At 61.7% G+C, this 23,022-nt stretch carries 20 protein-coding genes; 12 read left to right on the plus strand and 8 right to left on the minus strand.

The features are described from left to right. Nucleotides 1-125 precede the first annotated feature (125 nt). From rnc to pdxJ, 4 genes are all read left to right on the plus strand, one after another. On the plus strand, nt 126-815 hold the full coding sequence (gene rnc / locus ACEN8Z_RS07810; protein WP_007973960.1) for a ribonuclease III: 690 nt from the start codon (nt 126-128) through the stop codon (nt 813-815). Then, nucleotides 808-1,710 (plus strand): GTPase Era, encoded by a 903-nt coding sequence (era, locus tag ACEN8Z_RS07815; protein ID WP_007982798.1) that lies wholly within the window; start codon nt 808-810, stop codon nt 1,708-1,710. Before rnc ends, era begins: the two co-directional genes overlap by 8 nt. Nucleotides 1,711-1,884: 174 nt before the next feature. Continuing rightward, complete coding sequence (gene recO, locus ACEN8Z_RS07820) at nt 1,885-2,574, plus strand: DNA repair protein RecO (RefSeq protein WP_495597262.1); 690 nt, start codon at nt 1,885-1,887, stop codon at nt 2,572-2,574. Between the two features lie 51 nt (nt 2,575-2,625). Beyond that, the gene (gene pdxJ, locus ACEN8Z_RS07825; RefSeq protein ID WP_008053219.1) at nt 2,626-3,372 is read left to right on the plus strand and encodes a pyridoxine 5'-phosphate synthase; all 747 of its coding nucleotides are present in this window, start codon (nt 2,626-2,628) and stop codon (nt 3,370-3,372) included. 112 nt (nt 3,373-3,484) lie between these two features. Here pdxJ and mltF read toward each other — a convergent pair whose 3' ends face one another. Further along, the gene (gene mltF / locus ACEN8Z_RS07830) at nt 3,485-4,945 is read right to left on the minus strand and encodes a membrane-bound lytic murein transglycosylase MltF (protein WP_495597263.1); all 1,461 of its coding nucleotides are present in this window, start codon (nt 4,943-4,945) and stop codon (nt 3,485-3,487) included. A 285-nt stretch (nt 4,946-5,230) separates the two neighbouring features. Here mltF and purL point away from each other — a divergent pair, with 285 nt between their 5' ends. Further along, nucleotides 5,231-9,127 (plus strand): phosphoribosylformylglycinamidine synthase, encoded by a 3,897-nt coding sequence (gene purL, locus ACEN8Z_RS07835; RefSeq protein ID WP_495597264.1) that lies wholly within the window; start codon nt 5,231-5,233, stop codon nt 9,125-9,127. A 5-nt stretch (nt 9,128-9,132) separates the two neighbouring features. Beyond that, nucleotides 9,133-9,444 carry an NGG1p interacting factor NIF3 gene (locus ACEN8Z_RS07840; RefSeq protein ID WP_495598100.1) on the plus strand — a complete coding sequence of 104 codons (312 nt, stop codon included), beginning with the start codon at nt 9,133-9,135 and terminating at the stop codon, nt 9,442-9,444. Between the two features lie 252 nt (nt 9,445-9,696). Here ACEN8Z_RS07840 and nagE read toward each other — a convergent pair whose 3' ends face one another. The 7 genes from nagE to ACEN8Z_RS07875 all read right to left on the minus strand — a co-directional run bounded on the left by nagE (nt 9,697) and on the right by ACEN8Z_RS07875 (nt 18,617). Next, on the minus strand, nt 9,697-11,412 hold the full coding sequence (nagE, locus tag ACEN8Z_RS07845; protein ID WP_495597265.1) for an N-acetylglucosamine-specific PTS transporter subunit IIBC: 1,716 nt from the start codon (nt 11,410-11,412) through the stop codon (nt 9,697-9,699). 29 nt (nt 11,413-11,441) lie between these two features. Further along, complete coding sequence (gene ptsP / locus ACEN8Z_RS07850) at nt 11,442-13,958, minus strand: phosphoenolpyruvate--protein phosphotransferase (protein WP_495597266.1); 2,517 nt, start codon at nt 13,956-13,958, stop codon at nt 11,442-11,444. Nucleotides 13,959-14,106: 148 nt separating this feature from the next. Then, nucleotides 14,107-15,129, minus strand: a complete 1,023-nt coding sequence (locus ACEN8Z_RS07855) for an SIS domain-containing protein (RefSeq protein WP_495597267.1) — start codon at nt 15,127-15,129, stop codon at nt 14,107-14,109. Next, a complete protein-coding gene (nagA, locus tag ACEN8Z_RS07860) occupies nt 15,110-16,216 on the minus strand; it encodes an N-acetylglucosamine-6-phosphate deacetylase (protein ID WP_495597268.1) in 1,107 nt (368 codons plus the stop codon). Before nagA ends, ACEN8Z_RS07855 begins: the two co-directional genes overlap by 20 nt. A gap of 32 nt (nt 16,217-16,248) precedes the next feature. After that, nucleotides 16,249-16,980, minus strand: coding sequence for a GntR family transcriptional regulator (locus ACEN8Z_RS07865; RefSeq protein WP_442095745.1), 732 nt, complete (start codon nt 16,978-16,980; stop codon nt 16,249-16,251). Between the two features lie 459 nt (nt 16,981-17,439). Further along, nucleotides 17,440-17,943 carry a L,D-transpeptidase family protein gene (locus ACEN8Z_RS07870; RefSeq protein WP_007993281.1) on the minus strand — a complete coding sequence of 168 codons (504 nt, stop codon included), beginning with the start codon at nt 17,941-17,943 and terminating at the stop codon, nt 17,440-17,442. A 122-nt stretch (nt 17,944-18,065) separates the two neighbouring features. Further along, the gene (locus ACEN8Z_RS07875) at nt 18,066-18,617 is read right to left on the minus strand and encodes an NUDIX hydrolase (protein ID WP_007993282.1); all 552 of its coding nucleotides are present in this window, start codon (nt 18,615-18,617) and stop codon (nt 18,066-18,068) included. A gap of 147 nt (nt 18,618-18,764) precedes the next feature. Here ACEN8Z_RS07875 and ACEN8Z_RS07880 point away from each other — a divergent pair, with 147 nt between their 5' ends. The 6 genes from ACEN8Z_RS07880 (at nt 18,765) to ACEN8Z_RS07905 (ending at nt 22,839) form a co-directional block, all read left to right on the plus strand. Further along, nucleotides 18,765-19,364: a CoA pyrophosphatase gene (locus tag ACEN8Z_RS07880; RefSeq protein ID WP_007982822.1), complete on the plus strand. Its 600-nt coding sequence runs from the start codon at nt 18,765-18,767 to the stop codon at nt 19,362-19,364. Between the two features lie 53 nt (nt 19,365-19,417). Then, nucleotides 19,418-19,942, plus strand: coding sequence for a gamma carbonic anhydrase family protein (locus tag ACEN8Z_RS07885; RefSeq protein WP_495597269.1), 525 nt, complete (start codon nt 19,418-19,420; stop codon nt 19,940-19,942). Next, nucleotides 19,939-20,154: a DUF1289 domain-containing protein gene (locus tag ACEN8Z_RS07890; RefSeq protein ID WP_116260495.1), complete on the plus strand. Its 216-nt coding sequence runs from the start codon at nt 19,939-19,941 to the stop codon at nt 20,152-20,154. The genes ACEN8Z_RS07885 and ACEN8Z_RS07890 overlap by 4 nt, the downstream gene beginning before the upstream one ends. Nucleotides 20,155-20,359: 205 nt before the next feature. Beyond that, nucleotides 20,360-20,827: a VUT family protein gene (locus tag ACEN8Z_RS07895; protein ID WP_150672984.1), complete on the plus strand. Its 468-nt coding sequence runs from the start codon at nt 20,360-20,362 to the stop codon at nt 20,825-20,827. 84 nt (nt 20,828-20,911) lie between these two features. Then, on the plus strand, nt 20,912-22,093 hold the full coding sequence (gene purT / locus ACEN8Z_RS07900) for a formate-dependent phosphoribosylglycinamide formyltransferase (protein WP_495597270.1): 1,182 nt from the start codon (nt 20,912-20,914) through the stop codon (nt 22,091-22,093). A 197-nt stretch (nt 22,094-22,290) separates the two neighbouring features. Next, the gene (locus ACEN8Z_RS07905) at nt 22,291-22,839 is read left to right on the plus strand and encodes a hypothetical protein (RefSeq protein WP_007993286.1); all 549 of its coding nucleotides are present in this window, start codon (nt 22,291-22,293) and stop codon (nt 22,837-22,839) included. Nucleotides 22,840-23,022: the final 183 nt, after the last annotated feature.

A 23,022-nucleotide genomic window follows, 5' to 3' on the forward strand; every position in this document is an offset into this window, starting at 1 on the left:
CCCGGAAGCATGAAGCCAATGATATTCAGGACGTAATTTTTGAACACAGCGTTAATTGTCCCAAGCCTGCGCCGCATCACGGCGATGGCGGTGGAATCCAGCCACGAACTCAGCGTGGGTAAACCGTGAGCGTCTCCTTAAGCCGTCTAGAGCGTCAGCTCGGCTACACCTTCAAGGATCAGGAACTGATGGTCCTGGCCCTGACTCACCGCAGTTTTGCCGGGCGTAACAACGAACGCCTGGAATTCCTCGGTGACGCCATCCTCAACTTCGTCGCCGGTGAGGCGCTGTTCGAGCGGTTCCCGCTGGCCCGCGAAGGCCAGTTGTCGCGTTTGCGCGCGCGCTTGGTGAAAGGTGAGACCCTGGCCGTACTGGCTCGTGGTTTCGATCTGGGCGAATACCTGCGCCTGGGCTCCGGTGAACTGAAAAGCGGCGGCTTTCGTCGCGAGTCGATTCTGGCCGATGCCCTGGAAGCGTTGATCGGTGCGATCTACCTCGATGCTGGCATGGAAGTGGCCCGCGAGCGTGTGCTCGCCTGGCTGGCCGGAGAGTTCGAAGGCCTGACGCTGGTCGACACCAACAAAGATCCAAAGACCCGCCTGCAGGAGTTCCTGCAGTCTCGTGGTTGTGAACTGCCGCGTTACGAAGTGGTGGATATCCAGGGTGAGCCGCATTGCCGGACGTTCTTCGTCGAATGCGAAATCATCTTACTGAATGAAAAAAGCCGAGGTCAGGGTGTGAGTCGTCGTATTGCCGAACAGGTAGCGGCCGCCGCAGCACTGATTGCCCTGGGTGTGGAGAATGGCAATGACTGATACAAACGCAACTCGCTGTGGCTATGTTGCCATCGTCGGCCGTCCGAACGTGGGCAAGTCCACGCTGCTGAACCACATCCTCGGTCAGAAGCTGGCGATCACCTCGCGCAAGCCGCAGACCACCCGTCACAACATGCTCGGTATCAAGACCGAGGGCGATGTGCAGGCGATCTACGTCGACACCCCTGGCATGCACAAGGGCGGCGAAAAGGCTCTGAACCGCTACATGAACAAGACTGCTTCGGCGGCGTTGAAAGACGTCGACGTGGTGATCTTTGTGGTCGACCGCACCAAGTGGACCGAAGAAGACCAGATGGTTCTCGAGCGCGTCCAGTACGTGACCGGCCCACTGATCGTGGCGCTGAACAAGACCGATCGCATCGAAGACAAAGCCGAGCTGATGCCGCACCTGAGCTGGTTGCAGGAGCAGCTGCCGAATGCGCAGATCATGCCGATTTCCGCGCAGCACGGGCACAACCTCGATGCGCTGGAGCGCGTGATTGCCGGGCATTTGCCGGAAAACGATCACTTCTTCCCGGAAGACCAGATCACCGACCGCAGCAGCCGTTTCCTCGCCGCCGAGCTGGTGCGCGAGAAAATCATGCGCCAGATGGGCGCCGAGCTGCCGTACCAGATCACGGTCGAAATCGAAGAGTTCAAGCAGCAGGGCAAGACCCTGCACATCCATGCCTTGATTCTCGTCGAGCGCGATGGCCAGAAGAAAATCATCATTGGCGACAAGGGCGAGCGCATCAAGCGCATCGGCACCGAAGCGCGCAAGGACATGGAGCTGCTGTTCGACTCCAAGATCATGCTCAACCTGTGGGTCAAGGTTAAGGGTGGCTGGTCCGATGACGAACGTGCGCTGCGTTCGCTGGGTTATGGCGACCTGTAAGACTCGGTTCCTGATACACCAGAGAAACCCTGTGGGAGCGAGCTTGCTCGCGATGAGGGCCTGAAATTCAACGTCAATGTTGACTGGCAGACCGCAATCGCGAGCAAGCTCGCTCCCACAATGGTTTTGGGGTGTTTGTAAGATCGTGTTCCTGTCTTGAGAATTCTGATTGCCATGTCCTCAACCCCGCCCATCGCCCAACCCGCCTACGTCCTGCACTCCCGCGCCTACCGTGAAAACAGCGCGCTGGTGGATTTCCTCACGCCGCAAGGCCGGTTGCGGGCAGTGTTGCGCAGTGCACGGGGCAAGGCCGGGACGTTGGCGCGGCCGTTCGTGCCGCTGGAAGTGGAGTTCCGGGGCAAGGGTGAGCTGAAGAACGTCGGGCGTATGGAAAGTGCCGGTGTTTCCACCTGGCTCAATGGTGAGGCTCTGTTCAGCGGTCTTTACCTCAATGAACTGCTGATTCGTCTGTTGCCCGCTGAAGATCCGCTCCCTTCGGTGTTCGATCATTACGCCGCCACCTTGCTGGCCCTGGCCGAAGGTCGCCCCCTGGAGCCCTTGCTGCGCTCCTTCGAGTGGCGCTTGCTCGATGACCTCGGCTACGGATTCTCATTGACTACGGATATCCATGATGAGGCCATCGCCCCCGACGGTCTTTATCGTTTGCAAGTGGATGCGGGGCTTGAACGGGTCTACCTGCTGCAACCGGGTTTGTTCAATGGCGCTGAACTGCTGGCGATGGCTGATGCCGACTGGAGCGCGCCGGGTGCCTTGTCGGCGGCCAAGCGCTTGATGCGTCAGGCGCTGGCGGTGCATCTCGGGGGCCGACCTTTGGTTTCCCGCGAGTTGTTTCGAAAACCGTAAATTCCCCATGTATGCTGTGCACCGAACTTTCTCTTCTTCTGGAGCGCTTCCGTGACCACCAGCACCCGTATTCTCCTTGGCGTGAACATCGACCACGTTGCCACCCTGCGTCAGGCCCGGGGTACCCGTTACCCGGACCCGGTCAAGGCAGCACTGGACGCGGAAGAGGCGGGCGCTGACGGCATCACCGTGCACCTGCGCGAAGACCGTCGGCACATCCAGGAGCGCGACGTTCTGCTGCTCAAGGACGTGCTGCAAACCCGCATGAACTTCGAAATGGGCGTCACCGAAGAAATGATGCAGTTCGCCGAGCGCATCCGCCCGGCGCACATTTGCCTGGTGCCGGAAACCCGTCAGGAACTGACCACCGAAGGCGGTCTGGACGTGGCGGGGCAGGAAGCGCGGATCAAGGCGGCGGTCGAGCGCCTGTCGAAGATCGGCTCCGAAGTGTCGCTGTTCATCGATGCCGACGAGCGTCAGATCGAAGCCTCCCGCCGTGTCGGCGCGCCAGCCATCGAGCTGCACACCGGGCGTTACGCCGATGCCGAGACGCCAACCGAAGTCGCTGAAGAACTCAAGCGTGTGGCCGATGGCGTGGCCTTCGGCCTGGCCCAGGGGCTGATCGTCAATGCCGGCCATGGCCTGCACTATCACAACGTTGAAGCCGTGGCGGCGATCAAGGGCATCAACGAGCTGAACATCGGCCATGCACTGGTGGCCCACGCGCTGTTCGTTGGGTTCAAGTCGGCTGTTTCGGAGATGAAGGCGCTGATTCTGGCGGCTGCCGCAAAAGCTTAAAAGCCAATACAAAACCCTGTAGGAGCGAGCTTGCTCGCGATGGACTTGAGAGCGCCGCGTTCTTTCAGAAAACCCGCGTTATCGTTACCCACCATCGCGAGCAATCTCGCTCCTACAGGGGCGAAGGTTCCTGCGCCGGCTTGGTCTTGTCGATCCCCGGCACCAGCAGTTTGCCCTCGGCGACCTGATCGCCTTCAAGCTGCGGCTGCGTGACCCAGGTCAGGATGTCGTAGTAACGACGGATGTTCGCCACGAAATGCACCGGTTCGCCGCCACGGGCGTAGCCGTAACGGGTCTTGCTGTACCACTTTTTTTCCGACAGGCGCGGCAGGATCTTCTTCACATCCAGCCATTTGTCCGGGTTCAACCCTTCCCTGGCCGCCAGTTTGCGTGCGTCATCCAGGTGGCCGCTGCCGACGTTGTAGGCCGCCAGGGCAAACCAGGTACGGTCGGGTTCCTGAATCGAATCGTCGAGCTGGTCCTTCATGTAGGCCAGGTACTTGGCGCCGCCCATGATGCTTTGTTTCGGATCGAGGCGATTGGACACGCCCATGGCCTGCGCGGTGTTCTGGGTCAGCATCATCAGGCCGCGCACGCCGGTCTTGGACGTGACGGCAGCTTGCCACAACGACTCCTGGTACCCGATGGCCGCCAACAGGCGCCAGTCGACTTTCTCTTTCTTGGCGTACGCCTTGAAGTGCTGTTCGTACTTGGGCAGGCGTTGCTGCAAGTGTTGGGCAAACGTGGTGGCGCCCATGTAGCCGAGGACGTCGACATGCCCGTAGTAGCGGTCCTTGAGGCGTTGCAGGGTGCCGTTTTTCTTGACCTTGTCGAGGTAATCGTTGATTTCGTTGAGCAGGCTGTTGTCGTCGCCCGGCGCGACGGCCCAGCTCTGGTTGCTGGCGTCACCGAGGTCGAAGGCGACCCGGATGTTGGTGAAGTACACCTGGTTCATTGCCACTTCGTTGGAGTCGACCAGCGTCAGGTCGATCTGACCTTCATCCACCATGCGCAGGAGATCGACGACCTCGACTGCGTCAGACTCTTCGTATTCGATGCCGGGAAACTTCTGTTTCAACTGCGCCAGTTGTTCGGCGTGGGTGCTGCCCTTGAGCACCATGATCTTCTTGCCCACCAGGTCCTTCGCATCGGTCGGCCGTGACTGGCCGTTGCGGTAGATGATCTGCGGGGTGACTTCCAGGTAGGAGTGGGAGAAGCGCACCTGCTTTTTGCGTTCGTCGCTGCTGACCAGGCCGGCAGCCGCCAGCACCGGACCGTTGGGCTTGCCGATCTGGTTGAACAGGTCATCGAGGTTGTCGGCGGTCTCGATCTTGAGCTCGACCCCCAGATCGTCGGCGAAGCGCTTCACCAGCTCGTATTCGAAGCCGGTTTCACCGTTGCGATCCTGAAAGTAGGTGGCGGGGCTGTTTCGGGTAACCACCCGCAGCACACCATCCTCCTTTACGCGCTCGAGCGTGTTGGGTTTATCAACACAGCCACCGAGCATCAGGAAGAGTCCGGTTGCGATCAGCCATTTGGCGTACCGCGGACGTAAAGCCGTTGGGAAAAACATCTGCGCAGTATACGCAAAGGACCACGGGCGCCATATCTCGACAGTGAAGGGCTAGTCTGCTAGAGATCACAAATCCGGCCGAAACCCCGCAGGAACGGGCCTTGTCTGCATTCTGTTACAGTAAAAATAAGCTGTCGTCACATGCCTGGTTAACCTGACTTTCGAGGCAGAAACACAGATCGATACCCGAGTGCAACCGTGCGTAGCGTTTCGGGTGCTGTCGCGGGCTGTTTAGGCTAGAATGCACGGCCTCAAAGCACACCCCTTCCCGAGGCTGTCCCGAAGATGTTGATCCTGCGCGGCGCTCCTGCCCTTTCTGCCTTTCGCCACAGCAAGCTCCTTGAGCAACTGAGCCAGAAGGTTCCGGCTGTCAGCGGCCTGTATGCTGAATTCGCTCACTTCGCCGAAGTTACCGGCGTCCTGACCGGCGACGAACATCAGGTGCTTGCGCGCCTTCTGAAGTACGGTCCAAGCGTTCCGGTACAAGAACCGACCGGTCGTCTGTTTCTGGTGCTGCCGCGTTTCGGCACCATCTCGCCGTGGTCGAGCAAGGCCAGCGACATCGCCCGCAACTGCGGCCTGGCGAAAATCCAGCGCCTGGAGCGCGGCATCGCGTTCTATGTGGCCGGCCAGTTCAGCGACGCTGAAGCCCAGCTTATTGCTGACGGGCTGCACGACCGCATGACCCAGATCGTTCTGGGCAACCTCGAACAGGCCGCCGGCCTGTTCAGCCACGCCGAGCCGAAACCCCTGACCGCCATCGACGTGCTGGGTGGCGGCCGCGCCGCGCTGGAAAAAGCCAACACCGAGCTGGGCCTGGCCCTGGCCGAAGACGAGATCGACTACCTGGTCAACGCCTTCGTCGGCTTGAAGCGTAACCCGCATGACATCGAACTGATGATGTTCGCCCAGGCGAACTCCGAGCACTGCCGTCACAAGATCTTCAACGCCAGTTGGGACATCGACGGCCAGAGCCAGGAAAAAAGCCTGTTCGGCATGATCAAGAACACCTACCAGATGCACAACGAAGGTGTCCTGTCGGCTTATAAGGACAACGCTTCGGTGATCGTCGGCTCCGTGGCCGGCCGCTTCTTCCCGGACCCTGAAACCCGCCAGTACGGCGCGGTGCAGGAACCGGTGCACATCCTGATGAAGGTTGAAACCCATAACCACCCGACTGCGATTGCTCCGTTCCCGGGCGCGTCCACCGGTTCCGGTGGCGAAATTCGCGACGAAGGCGCCACCGGTCGCGGTGCCAAGCCGAAGGCTGGCCTGACCGGTTTCACCGTGTCCAACCTGCAGATCCCGGGCTTCGAACAGCCGTGGGAAGTGCCGTACGGCAAGCCTGAGCGCATCGTTACCGCACTGGACATCATGATCGAAGGCCCATTGGGCGGTGCCGCGTTCAACAACGAATTCGGCCGTCCGGCGCTGACCGGTTACTTCCGTACCTTCGAACAATCGATCACCACCCCGCACGGTGACGAAGTTCGCGGCTACCACAAGCCGATCATGCTGGCTGGCGGCATGGGCAACATCCGTGAAGAACACGTCAAGAAAGGGGAGATCCTCGTTGGCTCCAAGCTGATCGTGCTTGGCGGCCCGGCGATGCTGATCGGCCTGGGCGGCGGTGCAGCTTCCTCCATGGCCACCGGCACCAGCTCGGCAGACCTGGACTTCGCTTCGGTACAACGCGAAAACCCGGAAATGGAACGCCGTTGCCAGGAAGTCATCGACCGTTGCTGGCAACTGGGCGACAAGAACCCGATCAGCTTCATCCACGACGTGGGTGCGGGCGGTCTGTCCAACGCCTTCCCGGAACTGGTCAACGACGGCGACCGCGGTGGCCGTTTCGAACTGCGCAACATTCCAAACGACGAGCCGGGCATGGCCCCGCACGAAATCTGGTCCAACGAATCCCAGGAACGTTACGTTCTGGCCGTAGGCCCGGCGGATTTCGAACGCTTCAAGGCGATCTGCGAACGTGAGCGTTGCCCGTTTGCCGTCGTCGGCGAAGCCACTGCCGAACCACAGCTGACTGTCACCGACAGCCATTTCGGCAACAGCCCGGTGGACATGCCACTGGAAGTGTTGCTGGGCAAGGCGCCGCGCATGCACCGTTCGGTGGTGCGTGAAGCCGAGCTGGGCGATGACTTCGATCCGTCGACCCTGAACATTGCCGACTGCGTCGAGCGCGTCCTGCATCACCCGGCCGTGGCCAGCAAGAGCTTCCTGATCACCATCGGCGACCGCACCATCACCGGCCTCGTGGCCCGTGACCAGATGGTCGGCCCGTGGCAGGTGCCGGTGGCCGACGTTGCCGTCACCGCCACCAGCTTCGACGTCTACACCGGTGAAGCCATGGCCATGGGCGAGCGTACTCCGCTGGCACTACTGGACGCTCCGGCGTCGGGTCGCATGGCCATCGGTGAAACCCTGACCAACATCGCGGCTTCGCGCATCGGCAAGATCTCCGACATCAAGCTGTCGGCGAACTGGATGTCGGCTGCCGGTCACCCGGGCGAAGACGCACGTCTGTACGACACCGTGAAAGCGGTCGGCATGGAACTCTGCCCTGAGCTGGGCATCACCATTCCGGTGGGCAAGGACTCGATGTCCATGGCCACGCGCTGGAACGATGAAGGCGTGGACAAGTCCGTCACTTCGCCGATGTCCCTGATCGTCACCGGTTTCGCGCCAGTGACTGACATCCGTCAGACCCTGACCCCGCAACTGCGCATGGACAAGGGCACCACCGACCTGATCCTGATCGACCTGGGCCGCGGCCAGAACCGCATGGGCGCCTCGATCCTGGCACAGGTTCACGGCAAGCTCGGCAAGCAGGCTCCGGACGTCGACGACGCCGAAGACCTCAAGGCCTTCTTCGCCGTGATCCAGGGCCTCAACGCCGACGGTCACCTGCTGGCTTACCACGACCGTTCCGACGGTGGTCTGCTGACCTCCGTCGTCGAAATGGCGTTCGCCGGTCACTGCGGCCTGAGCCTGAACCTCGACAGCCTGGCGGATTCTTCCGCCGACATCGCCGCGATCCTGTTCAACGAAGAACTGGGTGCCGTGATCCAGGTTCGCCAGGACGCTACCCCGGACATCCTCGCGCAGTTCAGCGCTGCGGGCCTGGGCGATTGCGTGTCGGTGATCGGTCAGCCAATCAACAATGGCGAGATCGGCATCACCTTCAACGGTGACACCGTGTTCGAAGGCCAGCGTCGTCTGCTGCAACGCCAGTGGGCCGAGACCAGCTACCAGATCCAGCGTCTGCGTGACAACGCCGACTGCGCCGAGCAAGAGTTCGACGTGCTGCTGGAAGAAGACAACCCGGGCCTGAGCGTCAAGCTGAGCTACGACATCAACCAGGACATCGCCGCGCCTTACATCAAGAAAGGCATTCGCCCACAGGTTGCCGTATTGCGTGAGCAGGGCGTCAACGGTCAGGTGGAAATGGCGGCTGCGTTCGACCGCGCCGGTTTCAACGCGATTGACGTGCACATGAGCGACATTCTGGCCGGCCGTGTCGACCTGAACGAGTTCAAGGGCATGGTCGCTTGCGGTGGTTTCTCCTACGGCGACGTATTGGGTGCCGGTGAAGGCTGGGCGAAATCCGCGCTGTTCAACAGCCGCGCCCGCGATGCGTTCCAGGGTTTCTTCGAGCGTAACGACAGCTTCACCCTCGGCGTGTGCAACGGTTGCCAGATGATGTCCAACCTGCACGAGCTGATCCCGGGCAGCGAGTTCTGGCCGCACTTCGTGCGCAACCGTTCCGAGCAGTTCGAAGCCCGTGTTGCCATGGTGCAGATCCAGGAGTCGAACTCGATCTTCCTGCAGGGCATGGCCGGTTCGCGCATGCCGATCGCCATCGCCCACGGCGAAGGTCATGCCGAGTTCGCCAGCGAAGAAGCACTGCTGGAAGCCGATCTGTCGGGTTGCGTGGCGATGCGTTTCGTCGACAACCACGGCAAGGTCACCGAAAGCTACCCGGCCAACCCGAACGGCTCGCCGCGCGGGATCACCGGCCTGACCAGCCGCGACGGTCGCGTAACGATCATGATGCCGCACCCGGAGCGAGTGTTCCGCGCCGTGCAGAACTCGTGGCGTTCCGATGACTGGAACGAAGATGCACCGCTGATGCGCATGTTCCGTAATGCTCGCGTGTGGGTAAACTAAGCGCCGTGTACAAGCTCAGCTTTTTTGTTCCCGACAGTCATGTCGACGTGGTCAAGAGTGCCGTATTCGCCGCCGGTGGCGGACGGATCGGTGCTTATGATCACTGCGCATGGCAGGTGTTGGGCCTTGGCCAGTTTCGCCCACTGGACGGCAGCCAGCCGTTCATTGGGCAAGCGGGGCAGGTCGAACAGGTCGAGGAATGGAAGGTCGAGCTGGTGGTGGCGGATGAGTTGATTCGCGCGGTGGTGGCGGCTCTGAAGCAGAGCCATCCCTACGAGACGCCGGCTTATGAAGTGTGGCGACTGGAGGATTTCTGATCTTCCTGGCTGCTTAGATGAGAAACCCGCTGAAAGTGATTTCAGCGGGTTTTTTTTTGGTTGCGATTCAAAGGATGTACACCGATCCAGTGTGGGAGCGGGCTTGCTCGCGAAGGCGGTCTAACCGGCAACATTGATGCTGAATGTGATGGCCTTTTCGCGAGCAAGCCCGCTCCCACAATGGTCCAGTGTTTGCCGATCCAATGTGGGAGCGAGCCTGCTCGCGATGGCGGCCTGTCAGGCACCGAGAATCTAAACCTTGGCACTGACCTCGCTACGATTGACCAACGCTTCCAGCGCATCATTCAAGGTCGGTGCCTTGTCACCAATCAACAGATGCCAAACGTCACCGTCCAGCTGACTCACACCCTGGCAACCCAGCGCTTTCAAATCACATTCCGACAAGGCCTTGCCATCGGCCAGTTGCAGGCGGATGCGGGTCATGGCGATGCAGTCAAGTTGCAGCACATTGTCGCCACCGCCCAGCGCCTCCAGCCATCGCCGGGCTTCAGGTGTCTCCACGGCGTGAGGTGCGGGTTCATCAATGACTGCCGCAGGCGACGACACGATGGCGCGACCCAACGCCGGCATCGCCAGGCGAATCTCGTCGGCGATGGCGTCGGCCATCGGCCCGACCACCACCTGCAAACTCCCGCCCTTGCCCGGACGCACCACGGCCATGGCGCCGAGCGCTTTCAAATCTGTATCCGAGGCCTTGTGGCGATCCACCATGTCCAGGCGCAACCGCGTGGTGCAGGCGCCGACGGTGATCAGGTTTTCGGCGCCGCCCAGGGCCTTGATGTAAGCCCCGGCACGCTCGTTGTCGGCCACAGCGACTTGCTCGGTGGCCGTAACACCTTCACGTCCCGGGGTTTTCAGGTCGAAGCGGCGGATACAGAAATCAAACACCACGTAATAGATCACGGCGTACGCCAGGCCCACCGGAAACACCAGCCAGCCGTTGGTGGACTTGCCCCAACCAAGGATCATGTCGATGAAACCACCTGAGAAGGTGAACCCCAGGTGGATGTTCAGCAGATTGGTGATAGCCAACGACAGGCCGGTCAGCAGCGCGTGCAACAAGAAGAGCAGTGGCGCAAGGAACATGAAGGCGAACTCGACGGGTTCGGTGACGCCAGTGAGGAACGAGGTCAGGGCCATCGACAGGAAGATCCCGCCCATGACTTTGCGTCGTTCCGGCAAGGCGTTGCGGTACATCGCCAGGCACGCGGCGGGCAGGCCGAAGAGCATCATCGGGAACATGCCGGTGGTGAATTGGCCGCCCTTGGGGTCGCCGGCGAAGTAGCGCGAGATGTCGCCGGTCACGAGGGCGCCCGTGGCCGGGTCGGTGAAGTTGCCGAAGACGAACCATGCCATGTTGTTGATGATGTGGTGCAGGCCAGTGACGATCAGTAGGCGGTTGAGCACGCCGAAAATGAATGCGCCGATGCTGCCGCTTTCCAGCATCAACACGCCGAAGCTGTTGATGCCGTGCTGGATCGGCGGCCAAATCAGGCCGAACACCACGCCGAGGCCCACCGCGCTGAAGCCGGTGATGATCGGCACGAAACGCCGGCCACCGAAGAACGCCAGGTATTCCGGCAGCTTGATGTCCTTGAAACGGTTGTACAGCGCGCCGGCCATCAGGCCGCTGACGATCCCGGCGAGCATGCCCATGTTGATGCTCGGGTCGAGCACTTTGAGCGTGGAGATCATCACCAGGTAGCCGATCACCCCGGCAAGCCCCGCCGTACCGTTGTTGTCTTTGGCGAAACCGACCGCGATGCCGATGGCGAAGATCATCGCCAGGTTGGCGAAAATCACCTGACCGGCGTCGTGGATGATCGCGATGTTCAGCAGGTCGGTATCGCCCAAGCGCAGCAGCAGGCCGGCAATCGGCAGGATCGCGATCGGCAGCATCAGTGCGCGACCGAGGCGCTGCAGGCCTTCAATGAAAAGTTGGTACATGGCGGATCTCCCTGGATTCTTGTTGTTCTTTAGCTCAGAGGCCAATGCTGGTGGCAGGCATGACGCACGGCGCTGGCGCTGCTCAGCTTGAGCAGGTCATGGCTGATGCGCCGGCATTCGCTGGCGTCGAGATGACGCACGCGGTCCTTGATTTCACCGATCTGTACCGGGCTCACCGACAACTCGCTGACCCCCAGGCCGATCAACACCGGCGTGGCCAGCGGATCGGAAGCAAGTGCACCGCACACACCGACCCAACGCTTGTGCTGCGCCGCACCGGCGCAGGTCTGGGCGATCAACCGCAGCAGGGCCGGGTGCAGTGCATCGACGCGCGCGGCAAGCCCGGCATGGTCGCGGTCCATGGCCAGGGTGTATTGCGACAGGTCGTTGGTGCCGATGGACAGGAAGTCGGCGTGCTCCGCCAGTTGCTCGGCCAGCAGCGCGGCGGCCGGCACTTCAATCATCACTCCCAGTTCGGGGCGTTGTGTCAGACCGAGTTCATCGCACAAGGCGTCGAGGCGCTGGCGGATGTGCAGCAGCTCATCAACTTCAGTGATCATCGGCAGCAGGATCCGGCAGCGTGACAACGGGCGCAGGTGCAGCAGCGCGCGCAGTTGCTGGTCGAGCAGTTCAGGGCGAACCTGAGCCAGGCGAATGCCGCGCAGGCCGAGCACCGGATTGGCCTCGGCGGGCAGTGGCAGGTAGTCGAGTTGCTTGTCGCCACCAACGTCGATGGTGCGAATGATCACCGACTTGTCGCCCATGGCATCGAGCACTGCTTGATAGGCGTGGCATTGTTCCTGTCCGTCCGGAGCAGTGTGGCGGTCGACGAAGAGAAACTCGGTGCGCAGCAAGCCGACGCCGTCGGCGCCATTGGCCAATGCGTCTGCCGCTTCCGTGCTGGACGCCACGTTGGCCGCGACTTCGATGCGCAGGCCATCGGTGGTCAGCGCCGGTGTATGCGCCTGGGCCTGTTGTTCGGCCCGGCGTTGTTGCTGTTGCTGTTGCAGCTGGCGCACGTCCGCAAGGCGCTCTGCATTGGGTGTCAGTTCGAGACGGCCTCCGTCGGCGTCCAGCACCACCGGTTGCCCCTGTCGTTGATCCAGCAGCGTCGAGCCCAGTGCGACCATGCACGGCAGGCCTTTGCCCCGGGCCAGAATCGCCACGTGGGAGGTCGCGCCGCCTTCGGCCATGCACAGCCCGGCGACACCTTGCTGGCTCAGTTGCAGCAGATCGGAGGGCGTCAGTTCATGGGCCGCGACGATGGCGCCGGCCGGCACGTCGTAATGCCAGGTATCGCCGAGCAATACACGCAGCACCCGTTGCTTGAGGTCGCGCAGGTCGTTGGCGCGTTCGGCGAGCAATGTGCTGCCGGTTTGCTGGAGCACTTCGCATTGCGCGTCGATGGCCTGGCTCCAGGCGTGAGTCGCGGCCGTGCCCTGGGCGACGGATTGACTGGCGGCGCCCAGCAAGGCCGGATCTTCGAGCAGCGCCAGGTGTGCGGCGAAAATCGCCTCTTCGGCGCTGTCCTTGTGTTTTTTTGCCTGGGCCAGGGTGTGGTCGATGTCGCTGCGCACCTGGCTCAGTGCCGCGTCCAGAGCCTGCCGTTGCTGCTGCGGATCATGATGGCCGGCATCCACCGGCAGGCTGATCGCATTCAGGCGAAACAGCGGCCCGCCGACCAGGCCGGGCGCCGCACAGACGCCGTGCAACACACCGGCTTCGGCGGGGCGATTGCGTTGGGCAATCGTGGGTGGCGCGGTGGCGTGACTGTCTTCGGCCAAGGCTGTGGATAACGCGGTCAGCAAGGCTTGCAGCGCGGCCTCGGCATCCGGACCCTGGCAACTGACCTGGACTTCTGCCTGCTCGCCGATGGCCAGCCCCATCAGGCCGATCAGGCTGTCGCAGGTTGCCGACTTGCCGGCGAAATGCAGCTGCGATTTGCTTTTGAAACCTTGCGCGGTCTGACGGATCAACGCGGCCGGCCGCGCGTGCAGACCACCACGGTGAGCAATGCGTACGAGGCCGACAATCTCTGCGCCGGCAAACTCGACATCGACCTCTGCGTTCGATGTCTGTCGACGAATGATGTGCAGCAGCGGCTCGCCGACCTTCACCGATTTGAGGGTGATGGGCCGTGCCTGAAAGTCTTGGCTGTTAGTGAGGATCAGCAGGCTGACCAGGCTTTTGCACTGTTGCGCAACCTTGTCCAGGTCGTAGCGCAGCAGCGGTTGGCCATTGGCGACACGCGCGCCTTCCTTGACCAGCATGGAGAAACCCTGACCCTGCAATTCGACCGTGTCGAGGCCCAGGTGCAGGAGCAACTCCGCGCCGTTGTCGGCCCGCAGGGTCACCGCATGACCAGTGCGGGCGACATGTACCACCACGCCGGCACACGGGGCGTGAAGGGTGTCGTTGAGCGGATCGATGGCGATGCCGTCGCCCATGGCACCGCTGGCAAACACCGGGTCCGGGACTTTGGCAAGCGTGAGCACCGGGCCGCTGAGCGGGGCGCTTAAGGTCAGCTCTTTATTGTTGTTGTGCATGGCTCGGTCTCATTCAAAACATCGGTTCGGATCAATGCGCCCCCTTGTAGGAGCGAGCTCGCGATGGACTAAAGAACGCCGCGTTTATCCAGCAAACACGCGTTTTCGTTGACGACCATCGCGAGCGAGCTCGCTCCTACAAGGGGGGTTAGTGCGTACGGGTGACTTTGCTCAAGTGCCGCGGCTGGTCCGGGTCCATGCCGCGGGCCACGGCCAGGCCGGCGGCCATCACGTAGAAACTCTGGATCGCCAGTATCGGGTCGAGGGCCGGGTGCTCGGCGCGGGTCAGCGTCAGGTCGCGTTCGAGCACGTCATCCGGTGCGGCCAGCAGGACACGGGCGCCACGCTGGCGCATGTCGGCTGCCAGGCTCAGCAAACCGGCCTGCTCGGCACCCCGTGGGGCGAACACCAGCAGCGGGTAGTTGTCGCCGATCAAGGCCATCGGGCCGTGACGGACTTCGGCGCTGCTGAAGGCTTCGGCCTGGATCGCTGAGGTTTCCTTGAACTTGAGCGCCGCTTCCTGGGCGATGGCGAAACCGGCGCCACGGCCGATCACCATCAGCCGCTGACAGTCGCGCAAGGCGTCGATGGCCGGGCTCCAGTCCTGCTGCGCGGCGTCGCGCAGTCCCTCGGGCAAGGCGGAACCAGCCTCGAGCAGTTCGGCGTCTTCTTTCCAGTGACCAATCAGCCGGGCACTGGCGCTGAGGGTGGCGATAAAACTCTTGGTCGCGGCGACGCTGCTTTCGGTGCCGGCACACAGTGGCAGGCTGAATTCGCAGGCGGCTTCCAGCGGCGAGTCTTCGGCATTGACCAGCGAAATGCTCAAGGCACCGCGTTTGCGTAACAGGCGCAGGCTGTTGACCAGGTCAGGGCTTTGTCCCGATTGCGAAAAGGCGAATGCCGCCTGGCCGCTGACCTTCAACGGCGCCTGCTGCATGGTCACCACCGACATCGGCAACGACGCCACCGGGATGCCCAGCAGTTGCATGGTCAGGTAGGCGAAGTAGCTGGCGGCGTGGTCGGAGCTGCCGCGGGCCACGGTCATGACCACTTGCGGCGGCTGACGGCGCAGACGTCCGGCGATCTCGATCAACTGCGGGTCGAGTTGTTGCAGCTGGGCTTGCACGGCCTCGAACGAGGACAGCGCCTCTTCAAGCATTTTTGAAGTCAATGTCTTCTCCTTCGACCATGACAGCGGTCAGTTTCAGTGAGCGATCCAGCCGCACGCAGTCGGCCCAGGCCCCCGGTTGCAGGCGCCCGCGTTCGGTGATACCGAGGTAGTCGGCGGGGAATTGCGACAGGCGCTGCGAGGCTTCGGCGATGGGCAGGCCGATCTTCACCAGATTGCGCAGGGCCTGATCCATGGTCAGGGTGCTGCCGGCCAGGGTGCCGTCGGGCAGGCGCACGCCGCCCAGGCATTTGGTCACGGTGTGGCTGCCGAGCTTGTATTCGCCGTCGGGCATGCCGGCGGCGGCGGTCGAGTCGGTGACGCAGTACAGGCACGGGATCGAACGCAGGGCCACGCGGATCGCGCCGGGGTGCACGTGCAGCAAGTCCGGAATCAGTTCGGCGTATTGGGCGTGGGCCAACGCGGCGCCGACGATCCCCGGTTCGCGGTGATGCAGCGGGCTCATGGCGTTGTAGAGGTGGGTGAAACTGCTGGCGCCGGCTGCCAGCGCAGCCACGCCTTCCTCGTAACTGCCCAGGGTGTGGCCAATTTGCATGCGGACGCCACGGGCGCTGAGGTCACGGATCAAGGCGTCGTGGCCGGCAATTTCCGGGGCAATGGTGATCACCCGGATCGGTGCGAGCGCCAGGTACGCTTCGACTTCGGCCATCAGCGCGGTGTGGGCGAAGTTGGGTTGCGCACCGAGTTTGCCGGGATTGATGTAGGGGCCTTCGAGGTGCACACCGAGCACCCGGGCGCAGCCGTGGGGTCGCTGCTCACAGAATTCGCCGACGGCCTTGAGCACGCGCAAGATCTCTTCGTTCGGTGCGGTCATGGTGGTGGCCAGCAACGACGTGGTGCCGAAGCGCACGTGGGTGCGGGTGATGGTTTCGAAGGCCGGCGTGCCCTCCATGATGTCTTTGCCGCCACCGCCGTGCACGTGTAGGTCGATAAAGCCCGGCAGCAGGTACGGCAGATCGTTGTCCGCCGGATCGCAGGACACGCCTTCGATGGCGACGACCTTGCCGTGTTCGTGAACCAGCCGGCCGCGTACCCAGCCGTCGGGGGTGAGGATGTTGTCTTCGGACATGTGGGGTTCTCGGTGTTTAGCGACGCAGCTCTTTATCTACGAAGCTCTGCGACAAAGTCGTAGTAGTCGTTACGGCAATAGGTGTCGGTAACTTCAATGGGCGTGTTGTCTTCCAGGTAGCCGACCCGGGTCATCAGCAGCATGGCGGTGCCGGGGGCGATGCCGACCAGCGCGGCGAACTCGTCCGAGGCGTTGATCGCCTGGATATGCTGCAAGGCGCGGACAACCGGTTTGCCGATGCCGTCGAGGAATTCGTAGAGGGAATCGCCGACCATTTGCGGCTTGGGAATGATCGAGGCGGGCAGGGTGCTCATCTCGATAGCCATTACGGTGTCGTCGGCTTTACGCAGGCGTTTGAGGCGCGCGACTTTGTCGTTGGGCGACAGGCCGAGGCGGATCAGCTCTTCGTGGGTCGGCAGGGTGATTTCCCGCTCCAGCCATTGCGAGCCGGGCACGAAACCCTTGAGACGGAGCATTTCACTGAAACCGGAAAGGCGCGACAGCGGTTGTTCGAGGCGCGGCGTGATGAAGGTGCCGGAGCCCTGGTTGCGGCGAATCAGGCCTTGTTCGAGCAGCACTTCCAGCGCCTTGCGGGCAGTGACGCGGGAGATGCCCAGTGTCTCGCTCAGGTTGCGCTCCGAAGGCATGGCCTGTTCGGCTTTCCACTGGCCGGCATGGATCGCCGCTTCCAGGTTGCGCGCCAGTTGCAGGTAGAGCGGCGTGGGCTGGGTGTCGTCGGGGCGCAGGGCGTGGAGATCGTTCATGGCGGTGTCCGGGGCGGATATTGGAGTGTTGTCACCCTTGAATGGAGCAAAAACTAATACCACTTGAATACCATGTCAACGCCACTGGCTGGCAGGATGCACGGTAAATCCAGCTCTGAAGAGCGATTGAAATGGGGGGATGTTTGAAGTGGTATTAGAGGTGGGGAGTTCAATAGCAAAGATCGCAGCCTGCGGCAGCTTCTGAGAAGGGAACTGGTATCTCTCCGGCAGGTGCTGTCGCAGACCGCGATCTGTTGAATTTATTTTTTCGAGGGCGACCGACGGTGGCGGTCAGAAGAAGAAACTCGACCTGTAGCAGCTGGCGAAGCCTGCGTTCGGCTGCGCAGCAGTCGTAAAACCTGAGTGCGAAGTATTCCTGACACAACGCGTCGGCTGATTTCACGACTGCTTCGCAGCCGAACGCAGGCTTCGCCAGCTGCTACAAGGTGGGTGTTGCGATTACGGACGAATCTCGATCATCGTGCCGTCCGGCACCAGGTTCCAGACTTCGCGCATGTCCATGTTGCGCATGGCGATGCAGCCGTCGGTCCAGTCCAGGGTGTGGAACAGGTCTTCCGGGGTGTCCACGGTATCCGGTGTGCCGTGGATCATGATCATGCCGCCGGGCTCGACGCCTTCACGTCGGGCGCGGGCAGAGTCGCTGATGTTCGGGTAGGAAATGTGCATTGCCAGGTTGAATTTATCACTGGTCTTGCGCCAGTCGACCCAGTAGAAGCCTTCCGGGGTGCGTTTGTCGCCTTCCATCAGCTTCGGCCCCTTGGGACGCTTGCCCAGGGAAATGCGATAGGTCTTGAGCGGCTTGCCGTCATTGATCAATTGCAATTGATGGGAAGACTTGAGAATCAGGATTTTCTCGATGACCTTGCCGTCCAGGGTTTCCACGGCAGAAGCCTGGGATACCGTGACGAACGACAAACAGAACAGGGCAAGCAACCAGCGCATTGAAACGATTCCCCAGGAGGTGTCGCGACTATTTATGTATAGATGTTTTTGCAGGAGCCGCCGTAGGCTCGGGGGCGCGTTCGGACGATCGTTCAGCGCCTTCGAATGATAACAAGATGACATCAGGTATTGGCAGGCTGAGCAAGCGGCGGGATCGATTCAGACCGTACGGGATAGATCTCGGTCCGCCGGTCAGCGAAGAAGCATTCTAAGGTACGGCCCACCGTGCGGAAAGCCAGCTCATCCCAAGGAATGTCCGCTTCGTCGAATAGTTGCACTTCCAGGCTCTCGGGGCCGGCAGAAAAGTCCAGGTCCGCCAGCTCGGCGCGAAAGAACACATGCACCTGGCTGATGTGCGGCACGTCGATCAGGGTATAGATGCTCAGGTTGCGCACCCGGGCGCAGGCTTCCTCGGCGGTTTCGCGAATGGCCGCCTGCTCGATGGTCTCGCCGTTCTCCATGAAACCGGCGGGCAGGGTCCAGTAGCCGCGGCGCGGCTCGATGGCCCGCCGGCACAGCAACACCTTGCTGCCCCAGGTCGCCACGCAGCCGGCGACGATATTGGGGTTCTGGTAGTGAATGGCCTGACAGCTGTCGCAGACAAAACGCAGGCGGGAATCGCCTTCGGGAATGCGCTGGGTCACCGGGTTGCCGCACTGGCTGCAAAATTTCATGCTTGGGTTCCTGAATGCTGGGCCTATCTTGGCGTGCGGCAGTGTCTGTCGGCAAGTTGTCGTTTCGCGACATGGGGCGGTTGCGGGGGTTGGGCGGCCGCAGCGATTGGTGCATGATGCCGGGTAAGGCACAGATCGAGAACACTCATGCTGGACGAGCTACTGCATCGGGTAAGTAACCACACACCACGCACGTTGGAGACCGACCATCGTTTTCCCGAGGCCGCAGTGCTGGTGCCGATCACCCGCAGTGACGAGCCAGAGCTGGTGTTGACCCTGCGTGCCAGCGGACTGTCGACCCATGGCGGTGAAGTCGCCTTTCCCGGCGGGCGCCGTGACCCCGAAGACCCCGACCTGATTTTCACCGCCTTGCGTGAGGCCGAAGAAGAGATCGGCTTGCCGCCGGGGCTGGTCGAGGTGATCGGCCCGCTCAGCCCGTTGATCAGCCTGCATGGCATCAAGGTCACCCCGTATGTCGGGGTGATTCCGGATTTCGTCGAATACCAGGCCAATGATGCCGAGATCGCCGCCGTGTTCAGCGTGCCCCTGGAGTTCTTCCGCAAGGACCCCCGTGAACATACCCATCGCATCGATTATCAGGGCCACAGCTGGTATGTGCCGAGCTATCGCTTTGGTGAATACAAGATCTGGGGGCTGACGGCGATCATGATCGTCGAGTTGATCAACTTGCTGTATGACGCGAAAATCAGCCTGCACCAACCTCCCAAAAGCTTTATCAATACCTGAAGCCATCGTTCGAATGGTTTGAACCTGCCTGCCTGAGCCTTGAGGACAACACAATGAAATACCGCCTGGGCGACGCCCGCGTCGAAACCCATCCACAGAGCTGGGTTGCTCCCAGTGCCGTGCTGGTGGGCAAGGTAAAGCTGGAAGAGGGCGCCAACGTCTGGTTCAACACCGTTCTGCGCGGCGACAATGAGTTGATCCTGATCGGCAAGAACAGCAACGTCCAGGACGGCACCGTGATGCACACCGACATGGGCTACCCGCTGGTCATCGGCACTGGCGTGACCATCGGCCACAACGCCATGCTCCATGGCTGCACCGTCGGCGACTACAGCCTGATCGGCATCAACGCGGTGATTCTCAATGGCGCGAAGATTGGCAAGAACTGCATCATCGGCGCCAATTCGCTGATCGGCGAAGGCAAAGAGATTCCGGACGGATCGCTGGTCATGGGTTCACCTGGCAAAGTGGTGCGCGAATTGACCGAGCCGCAAATCAAAATGCTGGAGGCCAGCGCTGCTCACTACGTGCACAACTCGCAGCGTTATGCCCGCGATCTGGCCGAGCAGGAACAATGACCGACACCGAACGCCCGGTAGCATCGCCCTGCGTGAACATTTGCGCGCTGGACGAGGATGACATCTGTACCGGTTGCCAGCGCACGGTGGAAGAAATCACCCGCTGGAGCCGTATGGACAACGCCGAGCGCCGCAAGGTGCTGGGGTTGTGTCATGAGCGGGCCAAGGCCAGCGGGTTGATCTGGATGCTCAACAAAACCCCGAACCGGTAGCAGCTGGCGAAGCCTGCGTTCGGCTGCGCAGCAGTCGTGGAATCAGGCAACGCGGACTTTCTGGAAGACCGGGGACTCAGAATTTGCGCCTGCTTTGCAGCCGAACGCAGGCTTCGCCAGCTGCTACAAGGATCGCGTTGCATTTGGCGGCATTGCATGACTGAAGTACCCTGTGCGCCTTGAATCCTCAGGCATCCCACTGCCCATGCTCTTCCTGATCGCCTACATCAGCAGCGTCGTGCTGATCAACTACGCCTTTTCCACCGCGCCGCACCTGGACATCATCTGGTCGGCCTGGGGCGGGCTGGTGTTTGTATTGCGCGACATGGTGCAAGCCCGATTCGGACATGGCGCCCTCGCGGCGATGCTGGTGGCGCTGGTGTTGTCCTATGTCACCTCCGATCCGTCCATCGCCCTGGCCAGCGCCACGGCGTTCGCGGTTTCCGAATGCATCGACTGGCTGGTGTTCAGCATCACCAAGCGTCCGCTGCATGATCGCCTGTGGATAAGTTCGGCCCTGAGCATTCCCCTCGATACCTTTATCTTTTTCGGCATGATCGACGCGCTGACACCGGGGGTGATCCTCACCGCCCTGGGTTCGAAGTTCGCCGGGGTCACCGCCGTGTGGCTGATCATGGCCTGGCGCCTGCGCAAACAGGCTGTCGTCGGCTGAAGTTCATGTAAAATGCCGCGCTTTCTCCCCATGGGAAGCGCGCATGGCGCGTCCCGCGATGATCCGCTCCTTGAGGACCTTCAGATGACCCGTATCGGAACTCCATTGTCGTCCACCGCGACCCGCGTATTGATGTGTGGCTGTGGCGAGTTGGGCAAGGAAGTGGTGATCGAGCTGCAACGCCTGGGCGTTGAAGTGATTGCCGTGGATCGCTACGCCAACGCGCCGGCCATGCAGGTTGCGCACCGCAGCCACGTGATCAACATGCTTGATGGTGCGGCCCTGCGCGCCGTGATCGAAGCCGAGAAGCCGCATTTTATCGTGCCGGAAATCGAAGCCATCGCCACCTCGACCCTGGTGGAACTGGAGGCCGAAGGTTTCAACGTGATCCCGACCGCCCGCGCCGCGCAACTGACCATGAACCGCGAAGGCATCCGTCGCCTGGCCGCCGAAGAGCTGGACCTGCCAACCTCGCCGTACCACTTCGCCGACACCTTCGAGGACTACAGCAAAGCCGTCGAAGACCTCGGTTTCCCCTGCGTGGTCAAGCCGGTCATGAGTTCTTCGGGCAAGGGCCAGAGCCTGCTGCGCAGCGTCGATGACGTGCAGAAAGCCTGGGACTACGCCCAGGAAGGTGGCCGCGCCGGTAAAGGTCGGGTGATCATCGAAGGCTTCATCGATTTCGACTACGAAATCACCCTGCTGACCGTGCGCCATGTGGGCGGCACCACCTTCTGCGCGCCGGTCGGCCACCGTCAGGAGAAGGGCGACTACCAGGAATCCTGGCAGCCGCAAGCCATGAGTCCGATTGCCCTGGCTGAATCCGAACGCGTCGCCAAAGCCGTGACCGAAGCCCTGGGTGGCCGTGGTCTGTTCGGCGTCGAGCTGTTCATCAAGGGTGATCAGGTGTGGTTCAGCGAAGTCTCGCCGCGCCCGCACGACACCGGTCTGGTGACCCTGATTTCCCAGGACCTGTCGCAGTTCGCCCTGCACGCACGGGCCATTCTCGGTCTACCGATTCCGTTGATCCGTCAGTTCGGGCCGTCGGCCTCGGCGGTGATCCTGGTGGAAGGGCAGTCGACCCAGACCGCTTTCGCCAATCTGGGCGCTGCCTTGAGCGAGCCGGATACCGCGTTGCGTCTGTTCGGCAAGCCTGAAGTCAACGGTCAGCGCCGCATGGGCGTGGCCCTGGCGCGCGACGAATCGATCGAAGCCGCCCGCGCCAAGGCAACCCGTGCTTCGCAAGCGGTTGTCGTAGAACTGTAAAAAGCATTGTGGACTTGCCCGTAACCCTGTGGGAGCGGGCTTGCCCGCGATGGCGGTGTGTCAGTCGGAGTAGATGTTGGATTTGCCGGCCTCTTCGCGGGCAAGCCCGCTCCCACAGGGTCAGCCTATAATTTTGGATATGTGTCTTGTCCGCGCGACCACTGAGGTCCCTTCATCAAAGCTTCAGGCCTGTACCCATGAATTCCCAAAGCATCATCGTCCCGAAAATCTCCACCCTGCCGGTGCACGAACCCCGGGCCAGGGCCGTCGTGCGCTGGCTGGTGCGCAAGAACATCATCCAGGAAGAACTGACCACTTGCGGCCGCACCGGCAACCGCATGGGCCACGCCATCGCCGAGGGTGCCCGTGAGGTGGTCCTGCATCCGGAGGCGCTGCCGTTTGGCGAAGCCGTCAACGGCCTGGAAATTGTCACCAAGCGCTGCATCTATACGCCGGCCAAGGGTTTCCTTGGAGAAGCAGGTTGTGCCGAGTGCCGCAAGGAAATCGGTGAAGCCCTGTTCGAAAGCCTGGAAGACTGGATGCCAGGACGCACCGATAACTTCACCTGCCCGGAATGCGGACATGAAGACGACATCAACGGCTTTCTGTTCCTGCAGGAATGCGGCTTCTCCAACCTCGGTTTCATCTTCAACAACTGGGCCGAAGCCGGGTTTAAACAGCACTTTCTCGACGAGTTCGCCGATTGGCTGGATCAGCCGGTCAGTTGGGTAAAAGTCGAACTCTGAAACCTGTAGGAGCGAGCTTGCTCGCGATGGGCGTAAACGATGACGCGTGCTGTCTGGAAACAAGTGCCGCCTTCAGTTTCATCGCGAGCAAGCTCGCTCCTACAAAAAAACAGCAATTTCATGGTTTTGATTCCCGTATATCCGTAATGCCAATAATAGTCAGAGTTTTACATTGAACCCGAG

This window comes from Pseudomonas sp. Pseusp10 (assembly GCF_059492225.1).

Coding starts and splice junctions, on each gene's coding strand:
- era (WP_007982798.1), top strand. CDS start 808: ATGACTGATACAAACGCAACTCGCTGTGGCTATGTTGCCATCGTCGGC.
- recO (WP_495597262.1), top strand. CDS start 1,885: ATGTCCTCAACCCCGCCCATCGCCCAACCCGCCTACGTCCTGCACTCC.
- mltF (WP_495597263.1), bottom strand. CDS start 4,945: ATGTTTTTCCCAACGGCTTTACGTCCGCGGTACGCCAAATGGCTGATC.
- purL (WP_495597264.1), top strand. CDS start 5,231: ATGTTGATCCTGCGCGGCGCTCCTGCCCTTTCTGCCTTTCGCCACAGC.
- nagE (WP_495597265.1), bottom strand. CDS start 11,412: ATGTACCAACTTTTCATTGAAGGCCTGCAGCGCCTCGGTCGCGCACTG.
- ptsP (WP_495597266.1), bottom strand. CDS start 13,958: ATGCACAACAACAATAAAGAGCTGACCTTAAGCGCCCCGCTCAGCGGC.
- nagA (WP_495597268.1), bottom strand. CDS start 16,216: ATGTCCGAAGACAACATCCTCACCCCCGACGGCTGGGTACGCGGCCGG.
- ACEN8Z_RS07865 (WP_442095745.1), bottom strand. CDS start 16,980: ATGAACGATCTCCACGCCCTGCGCCCCGACGACACCCAGCCCACGCCG.
- ACEN8Z_RS07870 (WP_007993281.1), bottom strand. CDS start 17,943: ATGCGCTGGTTGCTTGCCCTGTTCTGTTTGTCGTTCGTCACGGTATCC.
- ACEN8Z_RS07875 (WP_007993282.1), bottom strand. CDS start 18,617: ATGAAATTTTGCAGCCAGTGCGGCAACCCGGTGACCCAGCGCATTCCC.
- ACEN8Z_RS07880 (WP_007982822.1), top strand. CDS start 18,765: ATGCTGGACGAGCTACTGCATCGGGTAAGTAACCACACACCACGCACG.
- ACEN8Z_RS07885 (WP_495597269.1), top strand. CDS start 19,418: ATGAAATACCGCCTGGGCGACGCCCGCGTCGAAACCCATCCACAGAGC.
- ACEN8Z_RS07890 (WP_116260495.1), top strand. CDS start 19,939: ATGACCGACACCGAACGCCCGGTAGCATCGCCCTGCGTGAACATTTGC.
- ACEN8Z_RS07895 (WP_150672984.1), top strand. CDS start 20,360: ATGCTCTTCCTGATCGCCTACATCAGCAGCGTCGTGCTGATCAACTAC.
- purT (WP_495597270.1), top strand. CDS start 20,912: ATGACCCGTATCGGAACTCCATTGTCGTCCACCGCGACCCGCGTATTG.
- ACEN8Z_RS07905 (WP_007993286.1), top strand. CDS start 22,291: ATGAATTCCCAAAGCATCATCGTCCCGAAAATCTCCACCCTGCCGGTG.